Here is a 19,843-nt window from a genome sequence, read left to right on the forward strand (position 1 = left end):
ATACGCTTGAACTATCCATGGATATAATAAAAAATCCCAACCCGCATGAAGAGACACCGGATTGGGATTTATGAAAAGCATATTTTTAATAATCTGATTTAGGTTTGCGCGGCTGCGGTTTTGGTTTGTTTTGAACAGCAGGCAGATGACGCATGCTTCTAAGCATCGGTCCTTTGCAAATGGGGCAAGCTTGCTCCGATGCCGCAAATTCGTCTCTTACCCATGCTTTGCAGTCTGGATTTTTGCATTTAAAAATTTTAGTCGCCTTTAATTTCGGTTTATCGTCTTCGGTTGTAGCCACGCTTTGGTATTCCCCTTTTCATCTCTTTACTTATATCATTAATTATTTATATCGTTAAATAAATTGGAATAACGCAAACAGGTTTCGATACTTCTATGCTATTTCCGGTAAACGTTAGCTCCCCGCTAGCCGAATCTACGCGGAACGTCACGATATTGTCTGAATCCCGGTTAGCCGCAAGCAAATAACGTCCGTTTGGCGTTAACGCAAAATGGCGCGGATGTCCGCCCTCTACAGATATGTGCTGAACGAGCGAAAGATGGCCAGTCGAGCTATCAACGGCAAATACCACGATGCTGTCATGCCCGCGATTAGAGCCATACAGAAAGCGGCCATCAGCCGAGATCGTTATTTCTGCACAGGAATTGTCGGCTTCAAAGCCATTTGGCAGCGTGCTTACTGTTTCCAAAGTTTGTAATTGGCCCGTCTTATTATCATATGTAAAAGAAGTAACGGTCGAATCCACTTCATTAATGACAAAGACGAATTTTCCGTTCGGGTGGAACGCCAAATGGCGGGGACCCGCTCCGGGATGCAAGGCCGCCTCGCTTTGGTAGACCAGCTTCTGATCGGCATCGTCCAGCTTATACGTGACGATGCGGTCAAGGCCCAAATCGGAAACGAGTAAAAACCGACCGTCTGGACTATAAAAGGAGGAATGCGGATGTGGACGATCCTGACGCTCTGGATGCAGGCTGCGTCCTTCATGCTGCTTAACATCGAGACTTTGTCCGATCGTACCATCGCCCTGAATGCTGAAAAGTCCAATCATTCCGCCGTGATAGCTGGTGACGGTCAAGAAGCGGCTTTCCGCATCACGTTGGATGTGACAGGTTGTGGAATCTACCGTGATTTCACGATTCAACAGCTTAATTGCGCCTTTTGCAGGGTCAATAGCAAACGCGGCTGCCTCCCCTACCTTTTGACCGGCATCGTTAACCGTTTCGGCAATCGCGTACAACAGGTTGCGCCCCGCATCCACATTAAGAAATGTCGGATTTTTGAGTCCTGCTACCGAGTCGGTTAATTGCAATGTTCCCGATTCCTCATTGAATGCATACACATATACGCCGTTATCTTCTGCCTCGGCATAGGAACCTGCGAATACTAGCAATCGTTGTGATGTAGATGACAAATTGATTTCCCTCCTTAACAAATGCAATTGATAGCTTAACAATCGATACTTAATCTTGCCGTTATCTATTATAAGACTTGATTGCCCATCCGACAAATGGATAATTTCTTAAAGCTGATCCTCGCCAGTGCTCTCAAAAAGCTCGATAATCTCTCCATCAGGTCCCTTGAAAAAGGCGATTCGCACAGGTATGCCGCCTAGCACTGCCTCCTTCGGCTCAACCGTAATCTCCATCCCAGCCGCTCTTGCGTGCTCGATTGCTTCGGTTACATTGGTAGAGCGAAGTGCAAGATGCAGGAATGCGCCTTCCTCTTTCTGTCCTTCCTTGCCGCCAGCGAACACTTCCAAGTAGTTGCCGTCGCCTGTATCGAGCATAATCGCCCGCCCGTCGCCGTCGCCCCATCGAACCTTTTCCATGAAGCCTAGAACTTCCGTATAGAATGCAACCGTCTTCTCGAAATCATACACGCGAATCGCAATATGGTGAAACCCGCCGCCGCCAATTTTCGTGTTCAATCCCATTGTTCATTGCTCCTCTGTTTGGGTATTTAATTCTATGGTCCACATACTTCCGGTCCACCAGACTAGGTCGCCGATTTCAACCTCCGCAGTGACCTTAGATGCTGGAACCTTAATTGCTTTCCCATTAATCGAAATAGTTGCCGCAAGATGATCGAGTTCAATTATTTTGCCGGATCTTTTAATCTGACAATGCGTCTTTCCATGCCTCTTATCCTTCATGTCGGGCTCTATTCATATGGAGTTACGATTTGGAAGAGTCAGGCGCGCAATAACCATCCGTGCATAATGCGTCCGAATCGGGTTCTTCAACTTGTATGAATGCGGGATGCTTCTCTTCCCATGCTTTATTGAGCGTATTTAAAAACACCTCAGGTGATTGGGCACCCGATACGGCATACTTTCGATCAATGACATAGAATGGAACACCCTTTATGCCTAGTTGGCTTCCTTCCGTTTCTTCTTCCCTAACCGTAGCGGAATATTGATCCGTTTGAAGCATAGCCAGCACCTCACTCGCATCGAGTCCGGCTCCTGCTGCCAGGCTAGCCAACCGTTCGTGATTGCCAATATTCTCGCCTTCTGTGAAATAAGCTCTGAATAAACGTTCCGACATTTCTTTATCCTTACCCTGCTGTGCTGCGTATTGTACGAGGCGATGCGCATCAAACGTGTTGGTTGACACCGTCAGATCGAAATGAAAGCTCAAACCGACTGCTGCTGCCTGTTCCGCAACATTACGCGTCGTTTCTTTCGCCTTTTCCACGCTCATCCCATATTTGGCGGCAAGCATGCTGTATGTGCTCACATTCGAATTCGGATCCGCGCTTGGATCGAGCTCAAAGCTTTTGAAAGCTACATCGATTTTGTCTTTGTGGGCAAATTTCTCAAGCGCAAGCTCGAACTTTCTTTTCCCTATATAACAGAACGGACACACATAATCCGACCAAATTTCCACTTTCACTAAAAAACACCTCCGATAATAGTTAAAAAAAAAGGTTGATGCTATCTTTGCTATTGTAACATGATTGTTTTCAACTTTGAAAACAAGTGTGCAGGATTTAATACGGAAATAAAAAAAGATTCTCATGACAAGCCGCATGCAGCGACTTATGCATAAGAATCAAATTTGAACTATATGGCAAAAATATGACGGCCGATCTTCATCGTCTGTTTTCTCGACCAAATCCAATCCGACGTAGCTGTTTCTGGATTGAAATAATACAGCGCGCCGTTTGTCGGATCATATCCCTTCACTGCTTCCTGTGCGGCCTGGTAAGCAAGCTTGTTAGGCGTTAGCTTGTATTGACCGTCATCTACTGCGGTAAACGCCTGAGGCTGTTCAATGACTTCCTTGATGGAATCCGGGAAACTAGAGCTTCCTAGCCGGTTCATAACCACCGCACCAACGGCAACCTGTCCCTTGTAGGATTCGCCGCGTGCTTCCGCATAAATAATCCTTGCAAGCAAATCAAGCTCGGATTTGTTCACTGACACTTTTTTGAGCGTTTCCCAGGTACGCTTTCCGGCAATGCCATCGGCTGCCAATCCGTATTCCTTCTGGAACCGTTTGAGCGACTGCAGAGTGGTCGTTCCGAAGTAGGTCGTTACGTCTGTATTGAAGTATCCGATTGTTTTTAACCGATATTGAAGATCCGGAACATCAGGACCGGAACTTCCCATCTTCAAGGTAGCCGGCTGTGCGGCATAAGCTGATTCTAGCAGAGTGCTAAATACCATCATAAAACCAAGAATAAGCGACATACTATATGTGATAAATTTTATGTTCATTGTGTATAATGAACCTCCCTTTTCATTTGCGCGTGCACGTTCCTTCGCAAATTGGAATAAGTTTGGCAACCTGTCGACTGGCTCGTTCGAGTTTAGCACAGTTACTATGGAAATGTAACCGCGATAACGGAATTACATACATTTACTAATTTACAATTATCCAAAAATCTGAAACGAATCGTTGACAATTCGGTTGAATTGTAACTATAATTGTTACAATATCAAGGTGTCGGCGCTTTTCTTTTTGATGCTGACGCAACCCTCTCCAATTCATCACTATTCTCTGCTCAAAAACGAATCTAAAAGGAGTTATTATTATGAAAATAGCTGTTATTGGCGCAACTGGGCGTGTCGGAAGCCGAATTGTTGCGGAGGCGAAAATTCGCGGTCATGAAGTTACCGCGATCGTGAGAGACGCAACTAAACTTTCAAGCGGAGACGGAATAAGCATTCTCGTAAAAGACGTATTTGAGCTTGGTACCGAGCTGAACTTATTCGATGCAGTTGTAAATGCCTTCTCTGCGAGGCCAGGTTTTGAGCATCAGCATGTTGAATTGATCAACCATTTGATTGGCATACTTAAGCAAAGCAGCGACACGATCTTGTATAATGTCGGCGGTGCAGGCAGCTTGCTAGTCGATGAGAAAGGTACTAAACTTCTGGAAACGCCTAAATTCCCGCCATTATTTTACCCGACGGCAAAAGCGCAAAGCGATCAGTTGGATGTGCTTCGCGGCGAAAAAGAACTCAAATGGACTTATTTAAGTCCGGCAGCCCTCTTTGAACCTGGTGAAAAAACAGGCAAAGTTCAACTGGGACAAGATCATTTTATAATGAATGAACAGCATCAAAGCAAAATCAGTATGGAAGATTATGCAGCTGTACTGCTCGATGAAATCGAAAATCCGCAATTTCTCAATCGCCGGTTTACAGCTATTAACGTTTAAGCATCCCCTGCCTAAACTGTCCTCTTATCATCTTTGATGATTGAGGGCAGTTTTTTTGCGCGTTGTACATGAATTGGCTGTCTTCCTTTTGCTAGAATTGGTACAATAATCATGAAATCGCTAAGAGGTTTTTTCAATTGTTAACATAATAATATTTATGTTATTTAATTACGTATATATTTTACGACATTAATTATAGGGGCTGGACAAGCATGAATATACTGAAACAAAAGGATCGTCTGGAGCTCGATAAGAAGCTCCCTGCTATGCCATGGTATATTGAGAAATTCATCAGCTATAAGCTTCCCGATTTATCTCCTTCCTCCTTAGTGGAATATATTCGCGATTATGAGACATTTCTGAATTGGTTAATGGCCGAAGGATTATCACAAGCTCAACTTATGCGGGATGTGACATTGTTGGAGCTGGAGAAGCTTCATATGGACAGTATTGACGGGTTTCGCATGTATCTCTCCACATACAAAGCAGAACGAAACAGCAAAACCACAATATCCCGTAAACTATCCTCCCTTCGTTCTTTGTTTCATTATTTGAGCCAAATTGCAGAAGACGAGGAATTCTACCCGCTTCTCAAACGAAACGTTATGGCCAAGGTAACGATAAAACGGACGCATAAACCTAAGGATACTGCCGCTAAGCTAGAGGGCAAGCTGCTGCAAGAGGAAGAGATCTCGGAATTCATGGCCTATATCAAACAGCATTACGGGACGGATGTGGCGACAAACAAACAGGCTTTATATGCATATGAGCTTAATATGACAAGGGACGCCTGTATCGTCAGCTTTATCCTGCATTCCGGCTTGCGTGTTTCAGAGCTTGTCAATTTAAACGTGGACGATATAGATTTGAAAAAAAAGCTCTCTTACGTCTATCGCAAAGGTAAAAATGACGATACGTTCAAGACGCCGGTGTACTTCCGTCAAGAGGCGGTTGAGGATTTGCAAGCATATTTAACGCTGCGAGACGTACGCTACAAGGCGCCAAAGCGCGAGAAGGCACTTTTTCTGGCCATTGCCAACGGTAAAAATGAAGGCTCCCGCATGACGAAACGAGCCATTCAAGAAATGGTCATTAAGTATGCGAAACGATTCGGAAAACCTTATTTATCCGTACATAAGCTTAGGCACAGCTTCGCGACCGACTACTATTTGCGCAACGATATATATAAAACCCAAGAACAGCTTGGTCATGCATCACCGGAAACGACGCAGATTTATGCACATCTGACAGATAAAACGATGGCCAAAGCAATCGATCAGGCAAAAAAAGAGGAAGCACCGCAGTGATGCGATGCTCCCTCTTTTACTTTCTTCAATTCGTGTTCGTCTGCAGCATGACTGATTCCTGCATGGACAGCTGGGTAAGGACCAAATTCGCATACAAACCGCCAAGCTTCATTAGTTCCAAATGAGAGCCTTGCTCTGCAACTTCCCCATTCTCAATGACAAGAATAAGATCAGCATCCTTAATCGTCGATAAACGGTGCGCAATGATGAATGCAGTCCTGCCTGCCAATAGCTTTTGCAGAGCCTCTTGAATATGCTGCTCCGTCTCCGTATCTACGCTTGACGTAGCTTCATCAAGAATAAGTATTCTTGGATCGGATAGCAGAACCCTGCCGAACGCTAGCAATTGCCTCTGCCCGACAGAAAGCTTGGATCCGCGCTCCTCTAGCTCCGTTTGATAGCCGTCAGACAGCTTGCTTACGATTCGGTCCAGCCTGACGCTTTCTCCGGCACGCCGCAGCTCCTCATCGCTTGCCGCTTCGTTACCATAACGCATATTGTCTTCCACGCTGCCTGCGAATATGAACGAATCCTGCAGTACGATTCCCATCTGCTTCCTTAACGACTCAAGCGTGGCTTGCTTGACATCGATACCGTCTATTAGCACCGAGCCTTCGCTCGCATCGTAAAACCGCATCAATAAATTAACGATAGTGCTTTTCCCGGCACCGGTTGGACCAACGAGGGCAACACGCTGCCCTGCCTTTACCTCAAACGAAACGTTTTTAAGTACGTTTGGTTTATTCTCCTCGTAACGGAATGAAACGTTTTTGAAGGATACGTCGCCTCGGACTTGCGGCAGTTCACGCGCCTTAGCCTCGTTTTTAACCTCAGGCTCCGTATCCAGTATTTCAAAAATCCGCTCCGCGGAAGCCATTGCGGACAAAAGCTGGCTATACACTTTGGACAACGCGCTAAGCGGTCCCCAGAAGCGCCATAAATAGTTAATGAACGCCATAATGAATCCAAGCGTGATCGCCCCGTCTATTACCCGCATCGCGCCATACCAAACGACGATGCATGTTCCCAGCATGCCGATCATTTCAACTAAAGGATATACGGTGGATTCCAAAGTAATGGCTCGCATAAAAGCTTGCTTGTTGCGAAGATTAATGCCATTAAAACGATCGTTGTTCGTCTGTTGGCGAGAAAATGCCTGAATAACGCGAATGCCTTGTATCGTCTCGTTCAAATTTCCGTTAATGGCTGACATCGTTGAGCGTGATCGCGACCATGAGCCTTCAATTTTGGGCCTCAGCTTCGAAACGATCAGGTACAGCAGCGGCATCATAATAAAGGAGAGCAGAGCAAGCTGCCAATCCATCCAAACTAGAATAATAACAATACCAAGCAAATGAGTGAATTCCATAACCATCGTAATTAACCCGCCGTTAATCAACTCACCAATGGCATTCGTATCGTTGGTAATTCTGGACATGATCTTACCTGCCGGTCTTCCGTCAAAAAAACGAAACGACAAGGTTTGCAAATGATTGAACAGCTGCTGGCGCAGGTCAAACAATATCCGTTGTCCGGTGAAATTGATCCATCTCGTATGCATCCAGCTAAGCAGCCAACCAATTAGCTTCACGCCAAGCAGAACGCCTGCCAATATATGAATAACGGTGAAATCCTTCATTCCGATCCCTTTGTCGATAAGATAAGCAAGAATAATCGGTTCAGACAGGCTTAAAAGCATATTGATAAAAACGACGATAACCACAAGTGTCATAAGTTTGCGATATGGCAGCAAATAGTGCAGCATGCGCTTCATATATTTGCCGTTAAACGGCTTCTCTTCCTGATCCTCGTCAAGGTCCCACTCGGTTTGGCTCATGCTCACACCTCTTTTCTATTGCTTCGCGAATTGGTTTTGTCTATCGAACAGCTGTCGGAAAAACCCGCTACCCTCGTTTAACTCCTTATGCGTGCCCTCTTCGATCAATCTCCCGTTCTCAAGAACAAGAATGCGGTCCGCATGCTGAATCGAAGATAACCGCTGGGCAATAATGAACGTTGTTCGTCCTTTCATTACCTCGAGCAAGGCTTCATGAATGGCAGACTCGGTTGCTGTGTCCACGCTTGCCGTTGCTTCGTCCAGTACAAGGATCGGCGGGTTCATCAGAATGGCTCTTGCGAGCGCCACCCGCTGTCTTTGGCCGCCGGATAAGCCTACGCCGCGTTCTCCGATGCGGGTAGCATAGCCATTTGGCATACTTTGAATAAAGCTGTGAATTTGCGCTTTCTGAGCGGCATCCTCGATCTGCTCCTGCGAGGCTTCCGGAAACCCGTAAGCGATATTTTCCCTTATTGTCGCTGAGAAGAGGAAGGTTTCTTGCGGCACGATGCCAATGCTCCTGCGCAAGCCGTCCAGTTCATACTCCCTAACGTCTATGCCATCGATTCGTACGCTCCCGCTGGTCACGTCGTAATATCGGGACAGCAAACCAATTAAACTGCTTTTACCTGAACCTGTTGATCCAAGAACGCCAATGACTTCACCCTGCTTCGCCTGGAATGAGACCTGATCCAATATCGGTTTATCCATATCCTTGTTTTGGTCTGCGAAATGAAAAACGACCTGGTCAAAGATGACATGGCCTAACATATGAGTTGAATCATTTCCATTTGCGGGATTGTCGATATCGACCGGTGTATCAAGCACCTCAAACACGCGCGGAGCAGCCTTAATGGCCTGCTGTAAAATATTGATTTGCCAGCCAAGCATATTAAGCGGCCAAATAATACCCCATGTGTACCATTGAAACGCCATAAACGTTCCGATTGACATTTCGTCGCGCACAACAAATACAGCACCGATCCAGATCATCAACACAAAAGTAAGGCCGCCGTAAAAGTTCATTAATGGAAATGCTTTGGCTTCCAGGCTTGCGCGGTCCATATTGGTCTCAAAGTTTTGCTCATTTCGTTCAGCGAATTTCCGCTGCTCGACAGATTCCGTAGCAAATGCTTTTACAACGCGAATACCGGAAATATTTTCTTGAAGCGTCGTTGTCAAGCGACCCATTTGCTCGCGAATTTTAGACCATGCCGGCCCAACTCGGTGATTGAAACGGAATAAGACAAACAGAATAAACGGAATTGTAATCAAGCTGATAAGCGTGACTTTCCACTGCATCGTCATCATGAAAATGGTCGTTCCCACAAATGTGAGCATGCCGGTAATCAAATTCATGGCTCCAAAGCCGACAAAGTTTTTTACCGCTTCGATATCCCCGGTCATCCTAGACATCAACTGGCCGGTTTGTGCACGGTCGAAGTACGAAAACGACAGACGCTGCAAATGGCCGTATAGCTCCTTACGGAGCTTGAACACGACATTCTGTCCTACCAGCTCTTGCGAATAGCCTTGTACGAACATCCCGATGCTCTTGAGCGCTTGGATACCGGCGAGCGCGAGCGTGAGGCCAATGACGACTGACATGTCGCTCTTTCCGATTCCTTCATCAAAAATCCGTCCCAATATCCAAGGGGCTGCCAAATCAAAAAATGTGGCCAAAATCATAATTGCAATGGCAATAAATACCCATTTGGCATTCGGTCTGACATAAATCATAATTCTTAAAAGCGTTTTCATCAGACATACCCTCCCTCAGTTGGAAACAAAAAAAGATCTCAAGCCAAAAATGGCTTGAGATCTCCGTATGACAGTGCGAAGCGGCAATTAGACGAACTGCGCTAACACACTATTGAACGAAGGCTGGCCAGTAGGCATGTTTGTTTGATACTTTGGAATTTCATGCTATTCTGCTCATTAGCGACAATCATTCCAGTCCAAATGTTAAACATGCCTTAGCCCCCCTTTAGCTTCCGTGTTGATAATAACTTCCTAACCCATCCAAATCTTAACATCGAATTCCTGATTTGTGCAATAGGTCTTGCAAAAAAAATTAAAAACGATCCGACTCAATCGGCAAATCCAAATCGCTCGCGGAAATACCTTCTTCAACCGCAAACTCGAAATCCTCAATATCGTAAATCTGGACAGGTACCTCCGCTTCGATCAGCTTATCCTGAAACTCAAACTGGTCTGAAAGCAAAGGAACGTTAAACTTTAAGCTCGTGAGCAGCAATTCCGTTTCAATTGGATCAAACAACTCGCCATAATGCGCGTTATCGACTGCGTGAACGACCGTAAATTGGATCGAATCATTAAGCAGCAGCGGCGAGCTTTCCCTCCACGGAACCTGCATCGCTTTTTCAATTTTTTTACGGTTGAGCGAATCTTCGAAAAAAGCGATCAGCTCATTAATTTTATTTTTCACATGCCCATCATCGTCAGGATCATCCATAACGGGATCGGCACCATCTCTCATTTCGTACAGCTCTGCAATGGATGAATACGGTATGACATATTCGATGGGACGGCTTGGAACTAGAAGATGCCCATACGTTGCCACCAAAACTGCCTCTATTACAAAACGCCTACGCATGTGATCTCCTCCTATCTTCAATCGATTCGATTAAACTATCATCATAGTAATTAACTTACTTATTATGAACGCTTCCACATTATTATACAATATTCGCATGCCTGTACAAGATAGCCATTCATCCAAATTTGCACATTAAGTGTGCGGAGAAGTAAAATAATCGGTAAGTAATCTATGAATAGAAAGACAGCATGATTATTTGGGGAGGGTTCCAGCGATGCAATACGAAGACGCCATTATTATCGGAGCAGGTCCGTGTGGATTGGCTGCGGCCATTGAGCTTGGACGCATAGGTTTAAATCCACTTGTCATAGAGAAAAGGAATATCGTGCACTCCATTTCCCAATATCCAACTTACATGCATTTTTTCAGCACGCCGGAAAAGCTTGAGATTGGCGAGATCCCCTTCACGACAGCCAATGACAAGCCCTCCAGGCTTGAAGCGCTGAACTATTACCGAACAGCGGCCCAGCGGAAACAGCTCCGCGTAAAAGCATATGAGTCCATTACAGCGATTACACCTGACAATGATGCTTTTATGCTGCATGGAGAAAATCGTTTTGGAGAGAAAACGCTCTATAATAGCCCTTATGTGATTATTGCGACAGGTTATTTTGACCACCCAAACGAGCTTGGGATTCCAGGTGAACAGCTTGATAAGGTAAGTCATTTCTTCCGGGAATCTCATCCATACGTGGGAATGAAGGTTGCAATCATTGGCGGCAGCAATTCGGCGATTGATGCAGCGCTGGAGCTCGAGCGCGTAGGAGCAGATGTGACGATCATCTATCGCGGTGAAGACTATTCCAGAAGCATTAAACCCTGGGTTAAGCCCGGGCTTCAAGCTAAGGTCACAAATGGCTCAATACGCATGTTGTTTCAATCTACCGTAACTGCCATCGACAATCAATCGATAACGATAAACGGGCCTGAAGGCGATATGCGCATTGACAATGATTTCGTTCTTGCGCTGACCGGCTTTCACCCTGATCGCCAGTTCCTGAATGCGGCTGGCGTAACGATGGAGGAAGAAGGTTTCCCTACTTTCAATGAAGCGACGATGGAAACGAATGTTCCTGGCATTTATTTGGCTGGGGTGGTGGCCTCCCGGCACGAAGCAAACGAAATATTCATTGAATCAGGAAGATACCATGGCTGTAAGATTGCCGAGCATATCAAAAACCGCGTCTAGATAAAAAAAGGGAATTAGCTTTTACGGCTAATTCCCCTTTTTGCGTTTCTTAGCGGCTTAATATGGATTGACCGAGCCATTGCCTCTGTTTGTCAACGGGATCATGTAGCGTCAAGGTGCGCGCGTTTCTCCAATAGCGGTCAAATCCATATTTACGTGCGGCGGCTCTTGCACCCATTACTTGAAAGACATCCGATGTAATTTCGAGCGATACAGCCGTTGCAATGACCTTCGCCTGAGAGCCGGCAACCGCTGCGCAAGGATATAGGTCGGGATTTGTTTGAGCAGCATGCAGCAGTCTTGCCGCACGCAGCACAAGCTGCCGTGCAGACTCTAGCTTGGCATCCATCTCTCCTAATTTCACTTGTATGAGTGAATCCTCTACCACTGGGATGCCGGCAGTCATGCTTCTGCTTTTCTCCTTCAGATAGAGAACGGATTCTCTCATCGCACCATCAGCAATTCCAACGTATTGCGCGGCGAAATGAATATGAAACTGAGTATTAAAAAATGGCTGAACCTCGCTATAAGCAGTAGGATTGCCAATTACATGTTCATTTGGAACAAAAATCTTCGCGGCCCCGACCGTTCCGCTGCCCGTCCCTCGCTGGCCAATACCATCCCAATCATCGTTAATCGTTATCCCCACTGCTTCCAAATCTACAATCGGCATCCTGAAACGTTCTTCTTGGCTGCCTGATCCTTCGTCCTCAGAGAGAACGGAGCGCCAAATGGCCCATTTCGCAGCGGGAGAACCCGTTGCAAATATTTTGTTGCCCTGGAGCAAATAGCCGCCCTCTGCTGCGCTGAGCTCGCTGCTAAGCTTATAGCGGTCCGCATTTGCTTCACTCCCAAAGCTAGCAAACAGCCGATTCTTGTATATAACTTCTCTGAAAAAAAAGTCCTGCTGCTTCCGGCTTCCCAGTGCATGCACCAACTGAATGCCTGTATTATGCAGAGCAAATACTTGCGAAGCGGAAGAACACCATGCTGCGAGCTCCATAAGCACGAGCGGCAGCAGCGTTGCATCCCCGCCATAACCTGCCCCATGCCCACCAGCAGCTTCCGGCACCGCTAAACCAATCAGTCCGGCTGCAATAATCGCATCCATCGCTTTCTGCGGGTAACGAGCTTCATGATCCACAAGCCAAGCTGCTGGACCGATTACCTGCTCCCCTGCTTCACGTGCTTGCATTAGCAGCGTCCATTGCCGTTCTGTCAGCTCCGCACGCATCGACGCATCACGGACATTCTCATTTCCGTCAAGCCTCCCCTCATTCTTCATGAGGCTATGCTTTTTCCTTTGCATGATGGTAAGCGGCGCCAGGATGGCCTTCCTGAAGCCTTGCGCTTCCGAACAGCTTTTCTCGGAAGGTTCCAGCTTCATAATCCCGTTTGAATAAACCGCGTTCCTGCAGAATGGGAATGACCAACTCTATGAAATCGGTATATGAATCGGGGAGAACATACGGCTCAAGATTAAAGCCGTCAACATCAGTAAGGGCAACCACCTCTGCAATCCGGTCTGCGACTTCCTCCGGCGAGCCGACAATCGTTACGCCGCGAAATCCCTTTTCCAAAAAATCGTCGCGTACTTCGCCAACCGTTTTTTTGTTTTTCACATGTTTCGTAAACCGATCCGTATGCGTTTGGCCCATTTCCGTATGAATATTCTCGAAATAAGAATCAGGGTCAAGCTTGGTCAAATCAATTCCTGTTACGGAAGCATAGCTTGCAAGAGTGGCCTCGGCGCTTTGGTAGCTGAGGTACTCTTTATGCTTCCTGTGCGCTTCTTTGCTGGTTGTCGCCGTGATGACTGATAACCCCGTAAATACTTTAACGGAATCCGCGGATCTGCCGTATTCAACCGCACGCCGCCGAATATCGGCGATTTGATTGCGAAGCACCTCAAGGGTGGGAGCTTTCAGAAAAACGCCTTCCGCATGCTTTGCTGCAAAGGCACGCCCCCGTTCCGAGCTGCCTGCTTGGAAAATCACCGGCGTGCGCTGCGGCGAAGGCGAGCTGGAGAAGTAGCCTTCCGATTTGAAATATTTTCCTGCATGCTCAACTCGATGAACTTTATCCGGATCCGTAAATACTCTCTTCTCACGATCGATTTGTAAGGCATCCTCTTCCCAGCTGCCCTCCCAATACTTGTAGCTTACGTCGAGGAACTCATCCGCAATATCATAGCGTTCGTCATGCGGAACAAACTCGCTGCGCCCAAACAAAGCTGCTGCAGTAGGCGTGCTTGTCGTTACTACATTCCATCCGATGCGGCCTTTGGATAGGTGATCGAGCGTAGCAAACCTTCTAGCGTTAGCGTATGGCGCTTCATAAGTCGTCGAAGTAGTCATTGCGAATGAGAGATGTTTGGTGGCTGCGGCTAATGCAGGCAGCAACAGCATCGGATCATTGCCGGGAGGGCCCGAGGCTTCCCGGAAAGCCAGCTCCGCATTTTTGCCTGGAGAGCCGTATGAATCAGCGAAAAACATAAAATCTATTTTCCCTTTTTCCAATAGTTGAGCAATGCTTATCCAGTAATCCAGGCTATTGAAATGAATGCGGTTTTGCGCAGGATGTGTCCATATCCCTTGTGTCAGATGATTGACGCTGTTCACTTCGAATACGCCTAAATGGATCTGTTTCATGAATGATTTCCCCTCTCAAATTCAGGCTAGATGACAAGCCACATAATGGTTGGCCGCTACCTGCCGTTTTAACGGAAGCTCCTTGCCGCAGCGTTCAGTCGCAAGCGGGCAGCGCGGATGAAAAGAACAGCCTGTCGGAGGATTCAGCGGAGATGGAATGTCCCCCTCCAGCAATACCCGTTCCCGTTTTGAGCTTGGATCCGGATTCGGAACGGCGGAGAGCAGTGCTCTCGTATAAGGATGCAACGGATTTGCGAACAACTCGTCGGTAGGCGCTTCTTCTACGAGCTTCCCTAAATACATGACCCCGATCCGATCCGATATATGGCGAACGACGCCTAAGTCATGCGCGATAAATAGATACGTTAGCTTGAGATCCTGCTGAAGCTGCTTCATCAGATTTAGAATTTGGGCTTGGATAATGACATCCAAAGCCGAAACCGGCTCATCGCAAATAACCAGCTTCGGCTCAAGAATCAATGCTCGCGCCAATACGACGCGCTGCCTTTGCCCGCCGGACAGCTCATGAGGAAGCCGGTTATAATGATCAGGCTGTAGACCAACGATCCGCAGCATGTCTAACACGCGCGCATAACGATCTTCTTGCGTTCCGATCCGGTGAATGACTAACGGTTCAGTGAGAGCGGAACCGATGGTTTTACGCGGATGCAGCGACGCAAAAGGATCTTGAAACACCATCTGCAGCTGCTTACGGTAAGCTTGCAACGATTTGCCCGATAAGGCGAACAATTCTTCCCCTTGGTAAACCGTGGAGCCTTGCGTTGGTTCGGTCAGTCTGAGCAGCGTCCTTCCCAGCGTGCTTTTGCCGCAACCGGATTCTCCGACGAGACCATAGGTTTCTCCCTCATATAACAGAAAGGAAACATCATCAACTGCCTTCACCTGCTTAGAACGCCATGTTCCCTGCTGCTTCGAGGGATAATACTTGCGAAGCCCGCTTACCTTGAGTATAGTCAACGATTGCATTTCAACAACCTGGTCAGTCACGGCTCATGCCTCCTTCCTTACTAGCGCTTCCGAATGCCAGCAGCGTGCCAAAGTGGTTATGCCGGGCTTTGGCTCCAACCCTGGCAAGTCAGTCTTGCATCGTTCATCCGCAAGTTGACAGCGCGGAGCAAAGCGGCAGCCCTTTGGTAGCTGATGCAGCGCAGGCACAAATCCTCGCACAGCCTCGAGCGGCTTAGAACGATCGCGGTCAATATGAGGAATGGAGTGCAATAGGCCTGCTGTATACGGATGTTGGGGATTGCTGAATAACGTTGCGACGTCCGCGGTTTCGACGATCTGGCCGGCGTACATGACAGCCACTTTGTGGCATACCTCCGCAACGACACCAAGATCATGTGTGATCAGAAGCACACTCATTCCCAGTTCTTTGTTCAGCTTGACCAGTAAATCCATAATTTGTGCCTGAATCGTGACGTCAAGTGCCGTTGTTGGTTCATCGGCAATGAGCAGCTTAGGTTTGCATGCCAAAGCTATCGCAATCATGACGCGTTGGCGCATACCGCCGGAAAGCTGATGCGGATATTCATGCACGCGACGCTCCGGTGAGGGAATGCCTGTCAACTGAAGCAGGCCAACCGCTTCAAGCAATGCAGCTTTTCTGCTCGTTTTGCGATGCGTGCGTATCGTCTCGGTAATTTGCTCGCCAATCGTCAAGAGCGGATTCAATGAGCTTAGCGGATCTTGAAAGATCATGGAGATATCATTGCCGCGCACGCTTCTCATTTGGCGCTGACTCAGCTTGAGCAGGTCAACCCCGTCAAATTTGACTTCACCTTGGTAACTCGTTAACGATTTCTCATCAAGCAGTCTTAATATCGACTGCGCGGTGACGCTTTTCCCGCAGCCTGATTCTCCTACAATGCCAACAATTTCTCCCGCTGCGATCTTTAGGGAGACGCCATCGACTGCCGTGACTGTGCCAGCTTCAGTATGAAAGCTTGTTTTTAATAAATGAATGTCCAGCAAGCTGTCGTTTGCCAACGGACCTGCCTCCTTCAAGATGCTGCATGAGCACGATTTTTTCTTTTTTTGGCACTGCGATTGCGCTTCGTCTTGCCATAAGGGTCTAGCATGTCACGGAGGCCATCACCGAACCAGTTCATTGCGAGCACCGATATGATAAGTGCAAACCCCGGAAACAAGGTCATCCACCATGAATTGTAAATGAAGGCTTTCCCTTCCGAGAGCAGATTGCCAAGACTCGGCATCGGTGCTGGAATGCCCGCTCCCAGAAAGCTGAGTGCCGCTTCCACGATGATGGATTCCGCGAATACGAAAGAGCCTTGTACGATCAGTGCAGGCAGCGTGCCAGGCATGATGTGCAGCCATACAATCCGCATGCGGGAAGCGCCAATCGCCCGCATCGCCTCGATATAGGTTTGTTCTTTCACGACCAATGCGGACGAGCGAACGATGCGGGCAACGGCCGGAATAAAAACAATGCTCAGGCAAATAATCAAATTAGAAACATTCGGCCCGAGTGCAGCCATCATCGCCATTGCCAGCAGCACTGCAGGAAAGGCAAATATTCCGTCCATGATTCGCATCAGAACTTGCTCCAGCCGCCGATAGTAAGCGGAATACAAGCCAATGGCTAGACCGGCGGAGGAACTGATTATGGCAACAGTTAATCCGACTTGAATCGAAATACCCATTCCGCTAAGCGTTCTGCTGAATACATCGCGGCCCAGATTGTCCGTACCAAACCAATGCGTGAGACTGGGCGGTTTGAGCCGCTGAATGACATCGACAGCCTGAGGCTCGAAGCGGGCAAGCCACGGCGACAGTAAACTTGCCATTATGAGCAGAAACATTAGCGAGCCGCCAACGACTGCGGTACGGTTCGCAGTAAACCGTCGTACCGGCTTGGATTTCATGATTCTCCTCAAGCGAGCGTCCTGCTTTCTTACACCCCATGCTGTATCTGTCAACATATATTCCTCCTGTTGCCCTATTTATTGCAATCGGATGCGTGGGTCTACAACCGCATACAGCAAATCCACGATCAGATTGACGGCTACGTAGACGATGGCAATAAAAAGCACCATGCCCTGTATGACGGCATAATCCCTCCGTTCCACAGCGTGTACGAGCATTTGTCCCAAACCGGGTATATTAAAAATAGACTCAATGACAGCCGCTCCAGCGACCAGCGTCCCGAATGAGCCGCCTATTACGGTCAATACCGGGATAAGCGCATTGCGAAACACATGTTTGTAAATAATTTTATTCGGGCTTAGACCCTTCGACCATGCCGTCTTCACGAACCCTTCGTTTAGAACCTCGAGCATGGATGCCTTCACGATGCGCGCTGTCAACGAAGACATAACGATCCCGATCGAGAGCGAAGGAAGAAACATGTATCTTAAGAAATCGCCAAATCCATCCTGCAAGGGCACATACCCTGAAACCGGAAGCCATTTGAGCTTGACCGCAAAGATAAGTACGAAAAATAAACTAAGCAGAAAACCAGGAACGGAAATGCCAAGCAGCGAATAGGCGTTCAATACTTTATCCGCAGCACCGCCTCGGTTTACGGCTGCCCTTATGCCTAACGGGATGGCAATCAGAACAGCGATAAATTGGGCAAGAATCGCGAGTGACAGCGTAGGTGCCAGATGTTCGGCAATGGCAGCAGACACAGGCTGCTGCAGAAAAAAGGATCGTCCTAAATCTCCTTGAACGGCATGCCATATCCATCGGCCGTATTGTTCTGCTAGCGGATAGTCTAGTCCCATCTGCTCTCTCAGCTCTTGAATCGTCGATTCATCGGCACCGTCTCCCAGCATGACTCGCGCGGGATCTCCCGGAATCAAATAAATAATCAGAAAAACGACGACGGACATCACCAGGACAACCGGTATCAAGGCAAGGAGCCGTTTCCATATAAAGATAAGCATTTAAGATTTCAATACCTTCACATTGCCGAGATTCGGATATCCTGCATATAGAATCAAGCCTTGCAGCTCATCGCGAATGGCATAATACGTGAAGGTATCTCCGATTTTGGATACTGCCAAATACTCCCAAGCGTATTGTTGCAGCGCGTCATTGGCTGCTTTGATCTCTTCAGGTGAAATAGCGGCCGTTGAAGCCTTGAGCAATTCAGCTAGCTTTGCGTCGTCAGCAAAACCATAGGTAGGGTTAAAATAAAGCAATTGAGATGGTGTCGTCGGTACGGTAAAGCCCCCAACATATATGTCCCACACGCCTTGATCCGCGCGTTTTGTCAGCATTGTCGCGTAATCGTACGTGTCGACCCTTGTTTTGAATCCGATCTTCTCCAATTGCGATTGTACGACGAGCGTAGCATTGTAAAATTTCCCGCCTAGATCCTTCGTAGTCAGAAAGACAATCTCCCGTCCATCATAGCCTGACTCCTGCAGAAGCTCTTTCGCCTTTTCCGGGTTATTCAGATTATATTGGTCGCTTCCAGCCTCGGAATGCCAAGTAACGTTATCCTTGAACATATAGCTTGAATTCAATTCAAACAGCTCTGGCGTTGAGACGGTGCCCAATAAAATTTCTTCGACGTTTAATGCCGTATTAACGGCTTGGCGGTTAGTCAAATTGGAAAACACCGGAGATTTTTTGTTATAAACCACGTTATAATCACTCGAAATGGACTTGATGACTTCGATGCCTGCTTGCCCCTCAACCTGAGGCAGGTCGTCTAGGCTGATATCCACAAAGCTGTATTCGCCTGTCAGAAACGAATTAAACCGTGTAGCGGTATCCGTCACTAGAGAGAAACGCAGCTTCTCGATCTGCGGTTCCTTTTTCCCTGAGAAGCCGTCCGGCTCACCTGCAACCGATTGATAATCGCCGAAGGTTTCAACATCGATATATTGATCCTTCTTCCATTCCACGAATTTATAAGGGCCTGTCCCGATAAATTCGGTTATTCCTTCCGGTGCGGCACTATCGACAGCTTCTTTTGGCATAATGGCTGCAAAATTAAGTACATGGCTCAGTTGAGCGAGAGTATCATTTTGGGGAGCGCTCAATTTTAGCGTAACCGTGTAATCGTCAACGACCTCAAATGAAGAGTCTCCGAAGGAATTTTTCGCGCGCGGCGCTTTCTCCTTCCATCGGTTCAATGAAGCGGCAGCATCCTCGGCTTTCATCTCCTTGCCATTGTGGAACTTGATGCCTTGGCGCAAATGAAACGTATAGGTTTTTCCGTCGTCGCTGACATCGGTAGATTCCGCAAGCATCGGGACTGGCTCAAGCTTAGCGTTAAAGGCATACAATCCTTCAAAAATGTTAAGAATGACCGCGCCGTTGCTTCCGCCTACCGATAAATGCGGATCAAGCGTGGATACCGCTTGTCCTAACGCGTACTTCAGCTCCTTCTCGCCTGCCGCCTCTGCGGCTAGGTTACTCGCTTGCGCATTGCTGTCAGCCGGCTTGTTCGTGCCGGATGCCCCGCTATTGTTAGAGCATCCGTATACGAACAGTAAGGCGCTTAGCAATAAAATAATGGCTGTTGATTGACGTAATTTTGTCATATGAAT

18 protein-coding genes are annotated in these 19,843 nt (G+C 47.5%); 3 read left to right on the top strand and 15 right to left on the bottom strand.

The window, feature by feature from the left end:
• Positions 1-85: 85 nt before the first annotated feature.
• The 5 genes from AC0YN3_RS04680 to AC0YN3_RS04700 all read right to left on the bottom strand — a co-directional run bounded on the left by AC0YN3_RS04680 (position 86) and on the right by AC0YN3_RS04700 (position 3,746).
• On the bottom strand, positions 86-301 hold the full coding sequence (locus tag AC0YN3_RS04680) for a cold-inducible protein YdjO-related protein (protein WP_441942557.1): 216 nt from the start codon (positions 299-301) through the stop codon (positions 86-88).
• 46 nt (positions 302-347) lie between these two features.
• Positions 348-1,436 (bottom strand): lactonase family protein, encoded by a 1,089-nt coding sequence (locus AC0YN3_RS04685; protein ID WP_475773924.1) that lies wholly within the window; start codon positions 1,434-1,436, stop codon positions 348-350.
• A gap of 108 nt (positions 1,437-1,544) precedes the next feature.
• Complete coding sequence (locus AC0YN3_RS04690; RefSeq protein ID WP_475773925.1) at positions 1,545-1,958, bottom strand: VOC family protein; 414 nt, start codon at positions 1,956-1,958, stop codon at positions 1,545-1,547.
• Between the two features lie 241 nt (positions 1,959-2,199).
• Positions 2,200-2,919 (bottom strand): DsbA family oxidoreductase, encoded by a 720-nt coding sequence (locus AC0YN3_RS04695; protein ID WP_475773926.1) that lies wholly within the window; start codon positions 2,917-2,919, stop codon positions 2,200-2,202.
• Between the two features lie 170 nt (positions 2,920-3,089).
• Complete coding sequence (locus AC0YN3_RS04700) at positions 3,090-3,746, bottom strand: cell wall hydrolase (RefSeq protein WP_475773927.1); 657 nt, start codon at positions 3,744-3,746, stop codon at positions 3,090-3,092.
• Between the two features lie 317 nt (positions 3,747-4,063).
• Here AC0YN3_RS04700 and AC0YN3_RS04705 point away from each other — a divergent pair, with 317 nt between their 5' ends.
• Both AC0YN3_RS04705 and xerS read left to right on the top strand, forming a co-directional pair.
• Entirely contained in the window at positions 4,064-4,693 is a 630-nt protein-coding gene (locus AC0YN3_RS04705; protein ID WP_475773928.1) for an NAD(P)-dependent oxidoreductase, read from the top strand.
• A gap of 212 nt (positions 4,694-4,905) precedes the next feature.
• The gene (xerS, locus tag AC0YN3_RS04710) at positions 4,906-6,000 is read left to right on the top strand and encodes a tyrosine recombinase XerS (RefSeq protein ID WP_475773929.1); all 1,095 of its coding nucleotides are present in this window, start codon (positions 4,906-4,908) and stop codon (positions 5,998-6,000) included.
• Between the two features lie 25 nt (positions 6,001-6,025).
• Here the strand turns inward: xerS and AC0YN3_RS04715 are convergent, their stop codons facing one another.
• The 3 genes from AC0YN3_RS04715 to AC0YN3_RS04725 all read right to left on the bottom strand — a co-directional run bounded on the left by AC0YN3_RS04715 (position 6,026) and on the right by AC0YN3_RS04725 (position 10,454).
• Complete coding sequence (locus tag AC0YN3_RS04715; protein ID WP_475773930.1) at positions 6,026-7,837, bottom strand: ABC transporter ATP-binding protein; 1,812 nt, start codon at positions 7,835-7,837, stop codon at positions 6,026-6,028.
• A 15-nt stretch (positions 7,838-7,852) separates the two neighbouring features.
• Positions 7,853-9,598 (bottom strand): ABC transporter ATP-binding protein, encoded by a 1,746-nt coding sequence (locus AC0YN3_RS04720; RefSeq protein WP_475773931.1) that lies wholly within the window; start codon positions 9,596-9,598, stop codon positions 7,853-7,855.
• A gap of 313 nt (positions 9,599-9,911) precedes the next feature.
• Positions 9,912-10,454, bottom strand: a complete 543-nt coding sequence (locus tag AC0YN3_RS04725) for an ADP-heptose synthase (protein WP_475773932.1) — start codon at positions 10,452-10,454, stop codon at positions 9,912-9,914.
• 217 nt (positions 10,455-10,671) lie between these two features.
• On the opposite strand from AC0YN3_RS04725, the gene AC0YN3_RS04730 reads away from it, so the two are divergent.
• Entirely contained in the window at positions 10,672-11,646 is a 975-nt protein-coding gene (locus AC0YN3_RS04730) for a YpdA family putative bacillithiol disulfide reductase (RefSeq protein ID WP_475773933.1), read from the top strand.
• Between the two features lie 49 nt (positions 11,647-11,695).
• Here the strand turns inward: AC0YN3_RS04730 and AC0YN3_RS04735 are convergent, their stop codons facing one another.
• The 7 genes from AC0YN3_RS04735 to AC0YN3_RS04765 are packed head-to-tail and all read right to left on the bottom strand — an operon-like array spanning position 11,696 to position 19,837.
• Positions 11,696-12,931, bottom strand: a complete 1,236-nt coding sequence (locus AC0YN3_RS04735) for an acyl-CoA dehydrogenase family protein (RefSeq protein WP_475773934.1) — start codon at positions 12,929-12,931, stop codon at positions 11,696-11,698.
• A gap of 4 nt (positions 12,932-12,935) precedes the next feature.
• On the bottom strand, positions 12,936-14,297 hold the full coding sequence (locus AC0YN3_RS04740; protein ID WP_475773935.1) for an LLM class flavin-dependent oxidoreductase: 1,362 nt from the start codon (positions 14,295-14,297) through the stop codon (positions 12,936-12,938).
• 21 nt (positions 14,298-14,318) lie between these two features.
• The gene (locus tag AC0YN3_RS04745; protein ID WP_475773936.1) at positions 14,319-15,305 is read right to left on the bottom strand and encodes an ABC transporter ATP-binding protein; all 987 of its coding nucleotides are present in this window, start codon (positions 15,303-15,305) and stop codon (positions 14,319-14,321) included.
• Positions 15,306-15,308: 3 nt separating this feature from the next.
• Positions 15,309-16,307, bottom strand: a complete 999-nt coding sequence (locus AC0YN3_RS04750; protein WP_475773937.1) for an ABC transporter ATP-binding protein — start codon at positions 16,305-16,307, stop codon at positions 15,309-15,311.
• 14 nt (positions 16,308-16,321) lie between these two features.
• Entirely contained in the window at positions 16,322-17,260 is a 939-nt protein-coding gene (locus AC0YN3_RS04755) for an ABC transporter permease (RefSeq protein WP_475773938.1), read from the bottom strand.
• Between the two features lie 21 nt (positions 17,261-17,281).
• The gene (locus AC0YN3_RS04760) at positions 17,282-18,226 is read right to left on the bottom strand and encodes an ABC transporter permease (RefSeq protein WP_475773939.1); all 945 of its coding nucleotides are present in this window, start codon (positions 18,224-18,226) and stop codon (positions 17,282-17,284) included.
• Positions 18,227-19,837, bottom strand: coding sequence for an ABC transporter substrate-binding protein (locus tag AC0YN3_RS04765; protein ID WP_475773940.1), 1,611 nt, complete (start codon positions 19,835-19,837; stop codon positions 18,227-18,229). It lies immediately after the preceding gene.
• Between the last annotated feature and the right edge of the window lie 6 nt (positions 19,838-19,843).

This window comes from Paenibacillus sp. J22R232 (genome assembly GCF_056269165.1).

Excerpts from the sequence above, each read along its gene's own strand:
- AC0YN3_RS04690 (WP_475773925.1), bottom strand. The coding sequence starts at position 1,958 with ATGGGATTGAACACGAAAATTGGCGGCGGCGGGTTTCACCATATTGCG.
- AC0YN3_RS04700 (WP_475773927.1), bottom strand. The coding sequence starts at position 3,746 with ATGAACATAAAATTTATCACATATAGTATGTCGCTTATTCTTGGTTTT.
- AC0YN3_RS04705 (WP_475773928.1), top strand. The coding sequence starts at position 4,064 with ATGAAAATAGCTGTTATTGGCGCAACTGGGCGTGTCGGAAGCCGAATT.
- xerS (WP_475773929.1), top strand. The coding sequence starts at position 4,906 with ATGAATATACTGAAACAAAAGGATCGTCTGGAGCTCGATAAGAAGCTC.
- AC0YN3_RS04715 (WP_475773930.1), bottom strand. The coding sequence starts at position 7,837 with ATGAGCCAAACCGAGTGGGACCTTGACGAGGATCAGGAAGAGAAGCCG.
- AC0YN3_RS04720 (WP_475773931.1), bottom strand. The coding sequence starts at position 9,598 with ATGAAAACGCTTTTAAGAATTATGATTTATGTCAGACCGAATGCCAAA.
- AC0YN3_RS04725 (WP_475773932.1), bottom strand. The coding sequence starts at position 10,454 with ATGCGTAGGCGTTTTGTAATAGAGGCAGTTTTGGTGGCAACGTATGGG.
- AC0YN3_RS04730 (WP_475773933.1), top strand. The coding sequence starts at position 10,672 with ATGCAATACGAAGACGCCATTATTATCGGAGCAGGTCCGTGTGGATTG.
- AC0YN3_RS04735 (WP_475773934.1), bottom strand. The coding sequence starts at position 12,931 with ATGAAGAATGAGGGGAGGCTTGACGGAAATGAGAATGTCCGTGATGCG.
- AC0YN3_RS04740 (WP_475773935.1), bottom strand. The coding sequence starts at position 14,297 with ATGAAACAGATCCATTTAGGCGTATTCGAAGTGAACAGCGTCAATCAT.
- AC0YN3_RS04755 (WP_475773938.1), bottom strand. The coding sequence starts at position 17,260 with ATGTTGACAGATACAGCATGGGGTGTAAGAAAGCAGGACGCTCGCTTG.
- AC0YN3_RS04760 (WP_475773939.1), bottom strand. The coding sequence starts at position 18,226 with ATGCTTATCTTTATATGGAAACGGCTCCTTGCCTTGATACCGGTTGTC.
- AC0YN3_RS04765 (WP_475773940.1), bottom strand. The coding sequence starts at position 19,837 with ATGACAAAATTACGTCAATCAACAGCCATTATTTTATTGCTAAGCGCC.